Source organism: Geodermatophilus dictyosporus (assembly GCF_900115505.1).
Classification (GTDB): Bacteria; Actinomycetota; Actinomycetes; order Mycobacteriales; family Geodermatophilaceae; genus Geodermatophilus; species Geodermatophilus dictyosporus.
The window spans coordinates 192845-205923 of record NZ_FOWQ01000002.1 but is presented as its reverse complement, the minus strand read 5'-3'; the positions used below and the strand labels follow the sequence as shown (position 1 = coordinate 205923).

The 13079-nt window shown below is 73.3% G+C and carries 14 protein-coding genes; 11 read left to right on the top strand and 3 right to left on the bottom strand.

The window, feature by feature from the left end; genetic code table 11:
- Positions 1-55: 55 nt before the first annotated feature.
- The 9 genes from BMZ33_RS04505 to BMZ33_RS04465 all read left to right on the top strand — a co-directional run bounded on the left by BMZ33_RS04505 (position 56) and on the right by BMZ33_RS04465 (position 7364).
- Positions 56-262: an ATP synthase F0 subunit C gene (locus tag BMZ33_RS04505; protein ID WP_091108312.1), complete on the top strand. Its 207-nt coding sequence runs from the start codon at positions 56-58 to the stop codon at positions 260-262.
- A gap of 23 nt (positions 263-285) precedes the next feature.
- Positions 286-906, top strand: a complete 621-nt coding sequence (locus BMZ33_RS04500; RefSeq protein WP_091108309.1) for a F0F1 ATP synthase subunit B — start codon at positions 286-288, stop codon at positions 904-906.
- Positions 906-1724, top strand: a complete 819-nt coding sequence (locus BMZ33_RS04495; RefSeq protein WP_091108308.1) for a F0F1 ATP synthase subunit delta — start codon at positions 906-908, stop codon at positions 1722-1724. The genes BMZ33_RS04500 and BMZ33_RS04495 overlap by 1 nt, the downstream gene beginning before the upstream one ends.
- Before the next feature lie 62 nt (positions 1725-1786).
- Entirely contained in the window at positions 1787-3415 is a 1629-nt protein-coding gene (gene atpA / locus BMZ33_RS04490) for a F0F1 ATP synthase subunit alpha (RefSeq protein ID WP_091108306.1), read from the top strand.
- A gap of 4 nt (positions 3416-3419) precedes the next feature.
- On the top strand, positions 3420-4391 hold the full coding sequence (locus BMZ33_RS04485) for a F0F1 ATP synthase subunit gamma (RefSeq protein ID WP_091108304.1): 972 nt from the start codon (positions 3420-3422) through the stop codon (positions 4389-4391).
- 81 nt (positions 4392-4472) lie between these two features.
- Positions 4473-5918 carry a F0F1 ATP synthase subunit beta gene (atpD, locus tag BMZ33_RS04480; protein ID WP_091108302.1) on the top strand — a complete coding sequence of 482 codons (1446 nt, stop codon included), beginning with the start codon at positions 4473-4475 and terminating at the stop codon, positions 5916-5918.
- A 247-nt stretch (positions 5919-6165) separates the two neighbouring features.
- On the top strand, positions 6166-6354 hold the full coding sequence (locus BMZ33_RS04475; RefSeq protein ID WP_091108300.1) for a hypothetical protein: 189 nt from the start codon (positions 6166-6168) through the stop codon (positions 6352-6354).
- A 187-nt stretch (positions 6355-6541) separates the two neighbouring features.
- Complete coding sequence (locus BMZ33_RS04470; protein ID WP_091108297.1) at positions 6542-6931, top strand: F0F1 ATP synthase subunit epsilon; 390 nt, start codon at positions 6542-6544, stop codon at positions 6929-6931.
- A gap of 31 nt (positions 6932-6962) precedes the next feature.
- Positions 6963-7364 (top strand): DUF2550 domain-containing protein, encoded by a 402-nt coding sequence (locus BMZ33_RS04465; RefSeq protein ID WP_091108295.1) that lies wholly within the window; start codon positions 6963-6965, stop codon positions 7362-7364.
- Here BMZ33_RS04465 and BMZ33_RS04460 read toward each other — a convergent pair.
- Entirely contained in the window at positions 7361-7966 is a 606-nt protein-coding gene (locus BMZ33_RS04460; RefSeq protein ID WP_091108293.1) for a cob(I)yrinic acid a,c-diamide adenosyltransferase, read from the bottom strand. The genes BMZ33_RS04465 and BMZ33_RS04460 overlap by 4 nt on opposite strands.
- Positions 7967-8053: 87 nt before the next feature.
- On the opposite strand from BMZ33_RS04460, the gene murA reads away from it, so the two are divergent.
- Entirely contained in the window at positions 8054-9340 is a 1287-nt protein-coding gene (murA, locus tag BMZ33_RS04455; protein ID WP_091108291.1) for a UDP-N-acetylglucosamine 1-carboxyvinyltransferase, read from the top strand.
- Here murA and BMZ33_RS04450 read toward each other — a convergent pair.
- Entirely contained in the window at positions 9337-9666 is a 330-nt protein-coding gene (locus BMZ33_RS04450) for a hypothetical protein (RefSeq protein ID WP_169063878.1), read from the bottom strand. The two genes, murA and BMZ33_RS04450, sit on opposite strands and share 4 nt — an antisense overlap.
- A 129-nt stretch (positions 9667-9795) precedes the next feature.
- Here BMZ33_RS04450 and BMZ33_RS04445 point away from each other — a divergent pair, with 129 nt between their 5' ends.
- Positions 9796-11829: a protein meaA gene (locus tag BMZ33_RS04445; RefSeq protein ID WP_091108290.1), complete on the top strand. Its 2034-nt coding sequence runs from the start codon at positions 9796-9798 to the stop codon at positions 11827-11829.
- 4 nt (positions 11830-11833) lie between these two features.
- Here BMZ33_RS04445 and BMZ33_RS04440 read toward each other — a convergent pair whose 3' ends face one another.
- Positions 11834-13021 (bottom strand): sensor domain-containing phosphodiesterase, encoded by a 1188-nt coding sequence (locus BMZ33_RS04440; RefSeq protein WP_169063877.1) that lies wholly within the window; start codon positions 13019-13021, stop codon positions 11834-11836.
- Between the last annotated feature and the right edge of the window lie 58 nt (positions 13022-13079).

Below are 13079 nucleotides of genomic sequence, written 5' to 3'. Positions count from 1 at the left end.
GACCGTCGTGGGCCACCCGGCCGCACAGACCCACTGAGAGGAACGGACACACTCCATGGAAGGCAACCTTGCGATCATCGGCTACGGCCTCTCGGCCATCGGGCCGGGCGTGGGCATCGGCCTGATCTTCGCGGCCTACGTGGCCGGGGTGGCTCGTCAGCCCGAGACCCGCGGGGTCCTGCAGACCATCGCGATCCTCGGCTTCGTGCTCTGTGAGCAGCTGGCCATCTTCGGCATCGCCCTGGCGTTCGTCTTCTCCTGATCGAGGGACGAGAGGAGCACACGATGAGCGCGCTCAGCGACGTGACCGCCGCAGCCGAGGGTGGCGACGGCGGTTTCTGGGAGGACGCCTACCCGGTCATCCCGCACCCGGGTGAGCTGATCGTCGGCATCATCTCCTTCCTCGTCCTGTACGTCGTCTACCGGCGGCTCGTCGTCCCGCGGCTGGAGAAGCTGCTGGCCGAGCGCCGGAAGGGCATCGAGGGCGGCATCGAGCGGGCCGAGGCCATGCAGGCCGAGGCCAAGGCCGCGCTGGAGCAGTACCGTGCCCAGCTCGCCGAGGCCCGGACCGAGGCGGCGCAGATCCGCGACCAGGCCCGCGCCGAGGGGCAGCAGATCCTGGAGGAGCTGCGCGCCCAGGCGCAGGAGGAGTCCGCGCGGATCGTCGCCCGCGGCGAGGAGCAGCTGGCCGCCAACCGGCAGTCGGTGGTCAACGAGCTGCGCGGCCAGATCGGCGCGCTCGCCGTCGACCTCGCCGGCCGGGTGGTGGGCGAGTCCCTCGAGGACGACGCGCGCCGCCGCGGCACCGTCGACCGCTTCCTCGACCAGCTCGACGGCATGGCCCCCGGCACCCCCGGTGACGGGCGGACCGGCAGCAGCGTGTTCGTGCCCGGGGGCGACCGCTGATGGACGCCTCCAGCCGGGAGGCGCTCACGCTCTCGCGTGAGCGCCTGGCGGAGACGACGCGCGGGGCCGCGGGCCCGGGGCTGCTGGCCTTCGCCGACGAGCTGTTCGCCGTGGCGCGGCTGCTCGACGGGCAGGTCACGCTGCGCCGGGCCCTGTCGGACCCGGCGGCCAAGCCCGCCGACCGCGCCGGGCTCGCCGCGCGGATCCTCGGCGGGCGGGTCTCCGAGGCCACCGTCGACCTCGTCCAGACCGTCGCCCGGCAGCGCTGGTCGCGGCCGCTGGACCTGGTCGAGGCCATGGAGGCCCTGGCCACCGAGGCCTCGCTGGACGCCGCGGAGGCCCGCGGCGAGCTCGAGGGCGTGGAGGACGAGCTCTTCCGGTTCGGCCGGATCGTCGCCGGTGACGCGGAGCTGGCCCGCATCCTCTCCGACGACAAGGCGCCTGCCGAGGGCAAGACGGCGCTGCTTGACCGGCTGGTCTCCGGCCGGGTCAGCCCGGTCAGCGAGCAGCTGCTGCGGAACTCGCTGACCGTCCGGCACGTGGGTAACGCGGAGAACCGGGTCGAGCGCCTCTCGGAGGCCGCCTCCGCGCGGCGCGGCCGGTCGGTCGCCCACGTGACGAGCGCCGTGCCGCTGACCGCGCAGCAGGAGCAGCGGCTGCGCGACGTGCTCGGCCGGGTCTACGGACGGGCGATCGGCCTGCAGGTCACCGTGGACCCCTCCGTCCTCGGTGGGCTCGTCGTCCGCGTCGGCGACGAGGTCATCGACGGCAGCATCGCCAACCGGCTCGAGACCGCGGGCCGGCGGCTCACGGGCTGACCGCCCACCCCACCCCAGACACCACCCAGCAGCACCACCCAGCAGGGAAGAGGACGCGAGCCATGGCCGAGCTGACGATCTCCGCAGACGAGATCCGCAGTGCCATCCAGAACTACGTCACCGAGTACTCCCCGGACGTCTCCCGGGAAGAGGTCGGGATCGTCACCGAGGCCGGCGACGGCATCGCCCGTGTCGAGGGCCTGCCCTCGGTCATGACCAACGAGCTGCTCGAGTTCGAGAGCGGCGTCCGCGGCCTGGCCCTCAACCTCGACGTGCGCGAGGTCGGCGTGGTCATCCTCGGCGACTTCGCCGGCATCGAGGAGGGCCAGCAGGTCCGCCGCACCGGGGAGGTCCTCTCGGTGCCGGTCGGCGACGGCTACCTCGGCCGCGTCGTCGACCCGCTGGGCAACCCCATCGACGGCGCCGGCCCGGTCGCCACCACCGGTCGCCGGGCGCTGGAGCTGCAGGCGCCCACCGTGGTGCAGCGCCAGTCGGTGCACGAGCCGCTGCAGACCGGGATCAAGGCCATCGACGCCATGACGCCGATCGGCCGCGGCCAGCGCCAGCTGGTCATCGGTGACCGGCAGACCGGCAAGACCGCCATCGTCACCGACACGATCATCAACCAGAAGCAGGCCTGGGCCACCGGGGACCCGGCGCAGCAGGTCCGCTGCATCTACGTCGCCGTCGGCCAGAAGGGCTCGACGATCGCCGCCATCCGCGCCTCCCTCGAGGAGGCCGGCGCGATGGAGTACACGACCATCGTGGCCGCCCCGGCGTCGGAGTCGGCCGGCTTCAAGTACATCGCCCCCTACACCGGCTCGGCCATCGGCCAGCACTGGATGTACGAGGGCAAGCACGTCCTGATCGTCTTCGACGACCTGTCCAAGCAGGCCGAGGCCTACCGCGCCGTGTCCCTGCTGCTGCGCCGTCCTCCGGGCCGCGAGGCCTACCCCGGCGACGTCTTCTACCTCCACTCCCGCCTGCTGGAGCGCTGCGCCAAGCTCTCCGACGACCTGGGTGCGGGCTCGATGACCGGCCTGCCGCTCATCGAGACCAAGGGCAACGACGTGTCGGCCTACATCCCGACCAACGTCATCTCGATCACCGACGGGCAGATCTTCCTCGAGACCGGTCTGTTCAACTCCGGTGTCCGCCCGGCCATCAACGTCGGCATCTCGGTGTCCCGCGTCGGTGGCTCGGCGCAGATCAAGGCCATGAAGTCGGTCGCCGGCCGCCTGCGGCTGGACCTGGCGCAGTACCGCGAGCTCGAGGCCTTCGCCTCGTTCTCGTCGGACCTCGACGCCTCGAGCCGCGCCACCCTGGACCGCGGCCAGCGGCTGGTCGAGCTGCTCAAGCAGGGCCAGTACCAGCCCTACCCGGTCGAGCGCGAGGTGGTCTCGCTGTGGCTGGGCACCACCGGCAGGCTCGACCGCGTCCCGGTCGGGGACGTCCGCCGCTTCGAGTCGGAGTTCCTCGACCACATCGGCCGCAACGAGACCGGCGTCTACGACGAGATCCGCACCTCGAAGAAGCTCGGGGACGACGCCGTGCAGAGCCTGGAGCGGGCGGTCGAGGCGTTCTACGGCACCTTCACGACGTCCGACGGCAGCTCGCTCAACGAGCAGGAGGCCGAGGCCATGGACGCGTCCGAGCGTGGCCAGGAGCGCGTCCAGGTCAAGAAGGGCTGAGGCGGTGGCCGGTTCGCTCCGCGCGCTGCGGCGCCGCATCCGCTCCACCCAGTCGACGAAGAAGATCTTCTCGGCGCAGGAGCTGATCGCCGGCGCCCGCATCGTGCGCGCCCAGGCCCGGGTGGAGGCCTCCAAGCCCTACGCCCGGGAGATCACCCGCGTGCTGTCCGCGCTGGCGTCCTCCGCGTCGCTGGAGCACCCGCTGCTCACCGAGCGGCAGGACGCCCGCCGCGCGGCGGTCCTGGTGATCACCTCCGACCGCGGGTTCGCCGGCTCGTACAACGTCAACGTGCTCCGGCGCACCGAGGAACTGCTGTCGCTGCTGCGGCAGGAGGGCAAGGAGCCGGTCCTCTACGTCGTCGGACGCAAGGGGGAGACCTACTACTCCTTCCGCGACCGCCCGATGGCGGGGACGTTCACCGGCTTCTCCGAGCAGCCGGGCTACGCCGACGCGCAGGCGGTCGGTGGCGCCCTCATCGACGCGTTCACCGCCGGTGAGGACGACGCCGACGGCGGCCCGGGCGCGGACGGCGTGGAGGGCGTGGACGAGCTGCACATCGTCTACACCGAGTTCCGGTCGCTGCTGGCCCAGGTCCCGGTCGCCAAGCGGATGGCTCCGCTGGAGGTCGAGGAGGTCGAGGAGTTCGACTACGAGCGCGAGGACCGCGAGGCCGGCCGCACCGGCGACGGCGGCGCCGCGACCTCCTACGAGTTCGAGCCCTCCGCCGAGGCACTCCTCGACGCGCTGCTGCCCAAGTACGTCACCACCCGCATCTACGCGGCGATGCTCGAGGCGGCCGCCTCGGAGTCGGCGTCGCGGCGGCGGGCGATGAAGTCGGCGTCGGACAACGCCGAGGAGCTGGCCAAGAACCTGTCCCGCCAGGCCAACCAGGCCCGGCAGGCGGAGATCACGCAGGAGATCAGCGAGATCGTCGGCGGCGCCGACGCGCTGGTCTCGGCGGGCGCCGACGACTGACCGACCGTCCCCGCCGTCGCCGCGGACGGGGACACTGGAACTGAGACACCACCGAAGCCCGAGGGCAGGAGAGCACTCCCCATGACCGTCACCGAGGACCGTCTCAACCCCCCGTCGACGCAGGGCACCGGCCGCGTCGTCCGGGTCACGGGGCCGGTCGTCGACGTCGAGTTCCCGCGCGACGCGATGCCGGACCTGTTCAACGCCCTGAAGGTGGAGGTCACCCTCGCCGACCTGGGCAAGACCCTGACCCTCGAGGTCGCCCAGCACCTGGGTGACAACGTGGTGCGCACCATCTCCATGGCGCCGACCGACGGCCTGGTCCGCGGTGCCGCCGTCACCGACACCGGTGCCGCGATCTCGGTACCCGTCGGCGAGGCCGTGACCGGCCACGTCTTCAACGCGCTCGGCGAGTGCCTGGACACCCCGGGCTACGGCGCGGACGCCCAGCGCTGGTCGATCCACCGGCACGCGCCGCGGTTCGACCAGCTCGAGGGCCGCACGGAGCTCCTCGAGACCGGCATCAAGGTCATCGACCTGCTGACCCCGTACGTGGCCGGCGGGAAGATCGGCCTGTTCGGCGGTGCCGGCGTGGGCAAGACCGTGCTGATCCAGGAGATGATCCGCCGCGTCGCCCAGGAGTTCGGCGGCGTGTCGGTGTTCGCCGGCGTCGGTGAGCGCACCCGAGAGGGCAACGACCTCATCACGGAGATGACCGAGTCCGGCGTCATCAACTCGACCGCGCTGGTCTTCGGCCAGATGGACGAGCCGCCGGGCACCCGCCTGCGGGTGGCGCTGTCGGCGCTGACGATGGCGGAGTACTTCCGGGACGAGCAGAACCAGGACGTGCTGCTCTTCATCGACAACATCTTCCGGTTCACCCAGGCCGGCTCCGAGGTCTCCACGCTGCTGGGCCGCATGCCCTCCGCCGTGGGCTACCAGCCGACCCTGGCCGACGAGATGGGCGAGCTGCAGGAGCGGATCACCTCGACCCGCGGCCACTCCATCACCTCGCTGCAGGCGATCTACGTGCCCGCCGACGACATCACCGACCCGGCGCCGCACACCACCTTCGCCCACCTCGACGCGACGACCGTGCTCTCGCGGCCGATCTCGGAGAAGGGCATCTACCCCGCCGTCGACCCGCTGGACTCCACCAGCCGGATCCTCGACCCGCAGTACGTGGGTCAGGAGCACTACGCGACCGCCCAGACGGTGAAGCAGATCCTGCAGCGCTACCAGGAGCTGCAGGACATCATCGCGATCCTCGGCATCGACGAGCTCTCCGAGGAGGACAAGGTCACGGTCAACCGGGCCCGGCGCATCGAGCGCTTCCTCTCGCAGAACATGTTCGTGGCCGAGGCCTTCACCGGTCAGCCCGGCTCGTTCGTGCCGCTGTCGGAGACCCTCGAGGCGTTCAAGGCGCTCACCGAGGGCAACTACGACCACGTGCCCGAGCAGGCCTTCTTCATGTGCGGTGGCCTCGAGGACCTCGAGCGCAACGCCGAGAAGCTCAAGCGCGGCTAGCGCCACCCCGGCACGAGACGCTCGACGGCCGGGTCCCCGCCACGGGGACCCGGCCGTCGAGCGTCCGGGTCGTGCGCGGTCCCTCACGCAGCGTCGGGACCGGCCAGGAGTGCACCCGGCCGGGTGGTTCGTCTCCGCCGTCCGTGGGCATCGGGGCTGGCGGATGCGCCCTCAAGCACGGGAGTCTGCCTGCCGATCGAGCAGGTGGCGCCCGGAGGGACCGGACGCTCGGTTGTGGGAGACGACGATGGACTGGCTGGATGCCACGAGCAGGGCCGGTGGCCCCGACCCGGGCTGGACCTGGCCACCGTCGGCCCCGGTGCCGCACGTCGACGCCCGGCGCTTCGACACCGAGGACTGGGCGCCGGCCTCCACGGTCCGCCACCCGTGGGTGCGCGTGGGCCGCTGGACCCTGCTCTACCGCCGCGCGGCCTGACGAAGGACCACCCTTCCCCCACGCCTGGCACGCTCGGCGCGGCCCCTGGAGGGTGACCGTTCCAGCACGTCACCCGGCCGCCACCGGGTGCCGGGGCGCCCGCCGCTAGAGTGGGGCCGACCGTCGCCGTGCCCGCTTCCCGGCCGGCGTCCTGAGCACCGTTCGTCGGTGGACCCGGAGGAGTGTCGTGGCGACCCTGCAGGTCGAGTTGGTGGCCGTCGAGCGGACGATCTGGTCCGGCGAGGCCAGCATGGTCATCGCCCGGACCACCGAGGGTGATCTCGGCGTCCTACCCGGCCACACCCCGCTGCTCGGGGAGCTCGCCCCGGGCGGCGTCGTCACGATCCGCACGGTCGAGGGCGAGGACCTGGTCGTCGCCGCGCACGGCGGCTTCCTCTCGGTCACCCCGGACAAGGTGTCGATCCTCGCCGAGACCGCCGAGATCTCCTCCGAGATCGACGTCGAGCGCGCCCGTGAGGCGCTGCGCCGGGCCGAGGAGGGCGGCGACGACCCGGAGGCGCTGGCCGCCGCCCGTCGTGCCCAGTCACGGCTGCAGGCCGCCGGCCAGTCCAGCTGAACCGACCGGACCCACCCGCACGATCCCGCCGGTGACCACCGCCCTCCTCGTCGTGGCCGCCGCGCTGGTGGTCGCCGTGGTGGTCGCCTTCCTGCTGCGCCGGCGGCTGCTGCTGACCGGCCTGGGCGCGGTGACCATGTGGCTGCGCCCGGCCGGGAGCTCCCGCTGGTCGGTGGGCGTGGCCTGGTACGGCGGGGACGCGCTGCTGTGGTACCGCGGCCTGTCGCTGTCCGTGCGGCCCCAGCAGCGGCTGTGCCGCCACGAGGTGCGTGTGGAGAGCCGCCGCGGCGCCGGCCGGGACGACGTCGCCCTGCCCGACGACGTCGTCGTCCTCACCTGCGCCACCGGCAGCGGGCGCAAGGAGCTGGCCATGGAGCCCTCGACGGTGACCGGGTTCCTCTCCTGGGTGGAGTCGGCCCCGCCGGGCAGCTAGCTGTCGCGGGCCGCCCGCTGGGCGTGGACGCCGCTGTGCGCGCCGGGCTCCCAGAGCACGTCGCCGTCCGGGTTGGCCTCGCGGGCGAGGATGAACAGCAGGTCGGAGAGCCGGTTGAGGTAACGGGCGGTCTCGGGGTTGGTGCGCCCACCGTCGGCCTGCAGCAGCGCCCACACGCTGCGCTCGGCCCGCCGGACGACCACCCGCGCCTGGTGCAGCAGTGCCGCCAGCGGGGTGCCCCCGGGCAGCACGAAGCTGGTCAGCGGAGGCAGCGTCTCGTTGTGCTCGTCGCAGGCCGCCTCCAGCCGCTCGGTGTAGGCGGCGGTCACCCGCAGCGGCGGGTGCGCGGGGTCGGGCACCACCGGCGTGGACAGGTCGGCGCCGACGTCGAACAGGTCGTTCTGCACGCTGCGGACCAGCTCGGTGAGCTCCGGCGACGGCGACCCGAGGGCCAGGGCGATCCCCAGCACGCTGTTGGCCTCGTCGACGTCGGCGTAGGCGACCAGCCGGGGGTCGGTCTTGGTCACCCGGCTCATGTCGCCCAGGTGCGTCTGGCCGGCGTCACCGGTCTTCGTGTAGATGCGCGTCAGCCGGACCGTCATGCCGGCGAGCCTAGAAGGACCCCGCTGCCCCCCACCGCTCGCAGGCTCGCGGCGGGGCCCTGCAGCGGGGCCAACTAGGGTGTCCCGGTGCAGTGCTTCGAGGTGACCGGCGGCACGGCCCTGACCGGCCGGGTGCGCGTCACGGGGGCGAAGAACAGCGCCCTCAAGCTCATGGCCGCCGCGTTGCTGGCCTCCGGACGGACCACCGTCGAGGAGGTGCCCGACATCCTCGACGTCTCGATCATGAGCGAGGTGCTGCGCCGGCTCGGCTGCGGCGTCACCTACGAGCGGTCGGGTCTGTCCGGTGGCGGCGGGCGGGTGGTCGTCGACGTCCCCGACGACCCGGCCACCGAGACCGACTACGACCTGGTGCGCCGGATGCGCGCGTCGATCAGCGTGCTGGGCCCGCTGGTGGCGCGCTGCGGCAGCGCCCGGGTCGCCCTGCCCGGCGGCGACGCGATCGGCTCCCGCGGGCTGGACATGCACATCTCCGGCCTGGAGCGGCTGGGTGCCTCGATCCACAGTGAGCACGGCTTCCTGGTGGCCAGCGCCCCGCGACTGCGCGGCACGTCGATCTGGCTGGACTTCCCCTCGGTGGGGGCCACGGAGAACCTGCTCATGGCGGCCGTGCTCGCCGAGGGCACGACGGTCATCGACAACGCCGCCCGCGAGCCGGAGATCGTCGACATCTGCTCGATGCTCGCCGCGATGGGGGCGCGCATCGACGGTGCGGGCACCTCCACGCTCACCGTCGAGGGCGTCACCGAGCTGGCGCCGGTCACCTACACCACCGTCCCCGACCGGATCGTGGCCGGCACCTGGTGCATCGGGGCGGTCATGACCCGCGGGGACGTCGTCGTCGAGCGGGCCGTTCCCGAGCACCTCGCCGTCCCGCTGGACAAGCTGGTCGGCGCCGGCGCCACGGTGGAGGTCGTCGACGGCGGCGTGCGGGTGGCCATGGACGAGCGGCCCCGCGGGGTCGACGTCGTCACGCTGCCCTTCCCGGGGTTCCCGACCGACCTGCAGCCGATGGCCGTCGCGCTGGCCGCCGTCTCCACCGGCACCGCGCTCATCACCGAGAACGTGTTCGAGGGCCGGTTCATGTTCGTCAACGAGCTGGTCCGGCTGGGCGCCGACGTCCGCATCGACGGCCACCACGCCGTCGTCCGCGGCCGGGAGCGGCTGTCGAGCGCGCCCGTGGTGGCCACCGACATCCGCGCCGGCGCCGGCCTGGTGCTGGCCGGGCTGGTCTCCGACGGCGTGACCGAGGTGCAGGACGTGCACCACGTCGACCGCGGCTACCCCGACTTCGTCGACCAGCTGCGCGGCCTGGGCGCGGAGGTCACGCGGGTCGACCGCGCCGACGCCGGCTAGGCCGCCGGGAAGGAGGCCGCGATCTCGCGGGCGCGGGAGGCGTCCTCGGGGAACACCAGCACGTCGGCGCGGTGGGGCGAAGGACAGCGGACCGTGGACCGGATCCCGGCGTCGGAGAGCACCGCGCGGAAGGCCAGCGCCGACTCGCGGCGGGAGAGGGTGGCCACGCGGGTGAGCAGGCCGTCGTCGGACGGCGCCGGACGGCGGCGCACGCTGCCGGACCCGCCGGTGCCGAAGGCCCAGCGCATGAAGAGGGCCAGCAGCACCATCACCACGACCGCGACGACCGGTCCGGCGATGTAGCTGAGGCTGCCCGGCTGGAGCACCCCGACCTCCTTCGGTCACCGGCGGCAGAGCCCAGGTCGGCCCGGCCGTGCGCGATCGAGTGTGCCACCACCGACGTCCCCCCGACGGGTCTGCTACTGGCGGGTAGCCGGGCCCTACACTCCGCGGGCATGCCGTCCTCTTCACCGTCGAAGGACCGCGACCGTCCCTGGGTCATGCGCACCTACGCCGGCCACTCGTCACCGGCAGAGTCCAACGCGCTCTACCGCCGCAACCTGGCGAAGGGCCAGACCGGCCTGTCGGTCGCCTTCGACCTGCCGACGCAGACCGGCTACGACCCCGACGACGAGCTGGCGGCCGGCGAGGTCGGCAAGGTCGGCGTGCCGGTCGCCCACGTCGGGGACGTGCGCGCGCTGTTCGACGGCATCCCGCTGGACGAGATGAACACGTCGATGACGATCAACGCCACGGCGATGTGGCTGCTGGCGCTCTACCAGGTGGTCGCCGAGGAGCAGGGCCACGACGTCGCCGCGCTCGCGGGCACGACGCAGAACGACATCGTCAAGGAGTACCTGTCGCGGGGGACCTACGTGTTCCCGCCCGGGCCCTCGATGCGGCTGATCACCGACGTGGTCGCCCACACCGTGACGGCGATGCCGAGGTGGAACCCGATCAACATCTGCAGCTACCACCTGCAGGAGGCGGGAGCGACGCCGGTGCAGGAGATCGCCTACGCGATGAGCACCGCGATCGCCGTCCTGGACTCGGTGCGCGACTCCGGCCAGGTGCCGCAGGAGCGCTTCGGCGAGGTGGTCGCGCGCATCTCCTTCTTCGTCAACGCGGGCGTCCGCTTCGTCGAGGAGATGTGCAAGATGCGCGCCTTCACCCGGCTCTGGGACGAGCTGACCGAGGAGCGCTACGGCGTCCAGGACCCGAGGCTCCGGCGCTTCCGCTACGGGGTGCAGGTCAACTCCCTGGGCCTGACCGAGGCGCAGCCGGAGAACAACGTGCAGCGGATCGTGCTGGAGATGCTCGGCGTCACCCTGTCCAAGGACGCCCGCGCCCGGGCGGTCCAGCTGCCGGCCTGGAACGAGGCGCTCGGCCTGCCCCGCCCCTGGGACCAGCAGTGGTCGCTGCGGCTGCAGCAGGTGCTCGCCTACGAGACCGACCTGCTCGAGTACGACGACCTGTTCACCGGGTCGGTCGTGGTGGAGCGCAAGGTCGCCGAGCTGGTCGAGGGCGCCCGCGCCGAGATCGCCCGGGTGCAGGAGATGGGCGGCGCGGTGGCCGCCGTCGAGTCCGGCTACATGAAGGGCGGGCTGGTCGCCTCGCTGGCCGAGCGCCGCCGCCGGATGGAGCGCGGCGAGGACGTCGTCGTCGGCGTCAACCGGTTCGAGGGCACCGAGCCCAACCCGCTGACCGCCGACCTCGACGCCGCCATCCAGGTCGTCGACCCCGCCGTGGAGTCCGCGGCGCAGGAGGCGGTGCGTCGGTGGCGCGCCGGGCGTGACCCGGAGCCGGTGCGGCGCACGCTCGCCCGGCTGCGCGAGGTCGCCGGCACCGACGAGAACCTCATGGCCGCCACCCTCGAGTGCGCCCGCGCCGGCGTGACGACGGGGGAGTGGGCCGGTGTGCTCCGCGAGGTGTTCGGCGAGTACCGGGCGCCCACCGGCGTGGCCGCGGCGACCGGGAGCGGGGAGGCCGACGAGATGCTCGGGCAGGTGCGCGAGCGGGTGCGGGCCACCGGCGAGGAGCTCGGCGGGCGGCTGCGGTTCCTGGTCGGCAAGCCCGGTCTCGACGGGCACTCCAACGGTGCCGAGCAGATCGCCGTCCGCGCCCGCGACGCCGGCTTCGAGGTCGTCTACCAGGGGATCCGGCTCACGCCCGCGCAGATCGTGTCGGCGGCGGTCGAGGAGGACGTGCACGTCGTCGGGCTGTCGGTGCTGTCCGGCTCGCACCTGCAGGTGGTCCCGGCGGTGCTGCGGGGACTGCGGGAGGCCGGCCTGGACGACGTCCCGGTGGTCGTCGGCGGGATCATCCCCGACAGCGACGCCCGGCGGCTGCGCGAGCAGGGCGTGGCCCGCGTCTTCACGCCGAAGGACTTCGGGCTCACCGACATCATGGGCCAGGTCGTCGACGTGGTCCGCAGTGCCCACGGACTCGAGGCGCACGGGCTCGACGAGCGGGTGCCGGCTCCCGCCTGAGCCCTCAGGTCGGCGGCACCGCCGGCCGGCCGAACAGGTGACCCTGGCCGAGCCGGACGCCGCGGGCGAGCAGCGCGTCGCGCTCGCCGGGTGTCTCGACGCCCTCGGCGACGAGCGCGGCGCCGGTCTCGCCCGCGAAGGCCACCAGCGCCGCGGTCATCGCCTGCCGCGCGGGGTCGGTGTCGACCCGGCTGACCAGCGCGATGTCGAGCTTGATGGTGTCCGGGCGCAGCCGCAGGATGTGCCGGAGGCTGGCGTACCCGGCGCCCGCGTCGTCGACGCCGAGCAGGACGCCGGCCCGGCGCAGCGGCTCGAGGGCGGCGAGCACGGCCGGGTAGTCCTCGATCGGGCTGTGCTCGGTGACCTCGACGGTCAGGGCCGTGCCGGCCGCCCCGCGCAGCAGCAGCTCGCCGACCTCCGGGGCCAGCAGCGCCTGGGGGGAGAGGTTGACCGCCAGGGGCAGGTCGCGGGGCAGCCGGGCCGCCGTCTCCAGCGCCGTGCGCACGGCCAGGATCTCCAGTTCCACGCCCAGGCCGACGGCCGCCGCGTCGGAGAACAGGGTCGCGGGCCCCTGCTCGCGGCCCGGGAAGCGGGACAGCGCCTCGTGCGCCACGACCTCGCCGGTGGCCATGTCCACCACCGGCTGGACGGCGGTGGTCACCGTCCGCCGGTGCAGCACGTCGAGGACGCGGGCGCGCCGGGCGGCGAGCTCGCGCTCGGCCAGCTGCTCGGCGGCGAGGTGGTCGCCGAGCAGCTCGGCGAGCAGCTCGACCGTGCGCACCGACGACCCGTCGAGCTGCTCGCCGGGGTCCCGGCTCAGGCAGCACAGCATCCCCACCGGACGGCGGTCGGGCGCGCGCACCGGGGCGCCCACGTAGGAGCCGATCCCCAGCTTCCGGGTGACCGGCAGGTCGCGGGTGACCGGGTTGCGGTCGGCCGCGGTGACCACCGGCGGCAGCTGGCCGGACAGCACCCGCACGCAGAAGGACTCCTCCAGCGGCAGCGACATGCCCTCCGCGACGTGCATCGAGGCCAGGTCGCCGGTCGCCCGGGTGAGCTCCTGGCGGTCCTCGGTGAACACCGACAGCCAGGCGATGTCCATCCCGAGCCGGTCGCGGGCCAGGTCGAGCAGCCGGTGCACCCAGTCGCCGTCGTCGGTCGTGGTGGGCCGGGCCGCCGGGGCTGCTGTCACCGGGGCATCCTCCCGGCTGCGGCGGCCCCGCCCAAGGGGTTGCGGAACGACTCGGTGC

Excerpts from the sequence above, each read along its gene's own strand:
- BMZ33_RS04505 (WP_091108312.1), top strand. The coding sequence starts at position 56 with ATGGAAGGCAACCTTGCGATCATCGGCTACGGCCTCTCGGCCATCGGG.
- atpA (WP_091108306.1), top strand. The coding sequence starts at position 1,787 with ATGGCCGAGCTGACGATCTCCGCAGACGAGATCCGCAGTGCCATCCAG.
- BMZ33_RS04495 (WP_091108308.1), top strand. The coding sequence starts at position 906 with ATGGACGCCTCCAGCCGGGAGGCGCTCACGCTCTCGCGTGAGCGCCTG.
- BMZ33_RS04445 (WP_091108290.1), top strand. The coding sequence starts at position 9,796 with ATGCCGTCCTCTTCACCGTCGAAGGACCGCGACCGTCCCTGGGTCATG.
- BMZ33_RS04500 (WP_091108309.1), top strand. The coding sequence starts at position 286 with ATGAGCGCGCTCAGCGACGTGACCGCCGCAGCCGAGGGTGGCGACGGC.
- atpD (WP_091108302.1), top strand. The coding sequence starts at position 4,473 with ATGACCGTCACCGAGGACCGTCTCAACCCCCCGTCGACGCAGGGCACC.
- BMZ33_RS04475 (WP_091108300.1), top strand. The coding sequence starts at position 6,166 with ATGGACTGGCTGGATGCCACGAGCAGGGCCGGTGGCCCCGACCCGGGC.
- BMZ33_RS04460 (WP_091108293.1), bottom strand. The coding sequence starts at position 7,966 with ATGACGGTCCGGCTGACGCGCATCTACACGAAGACCGGTGACGCCGGC.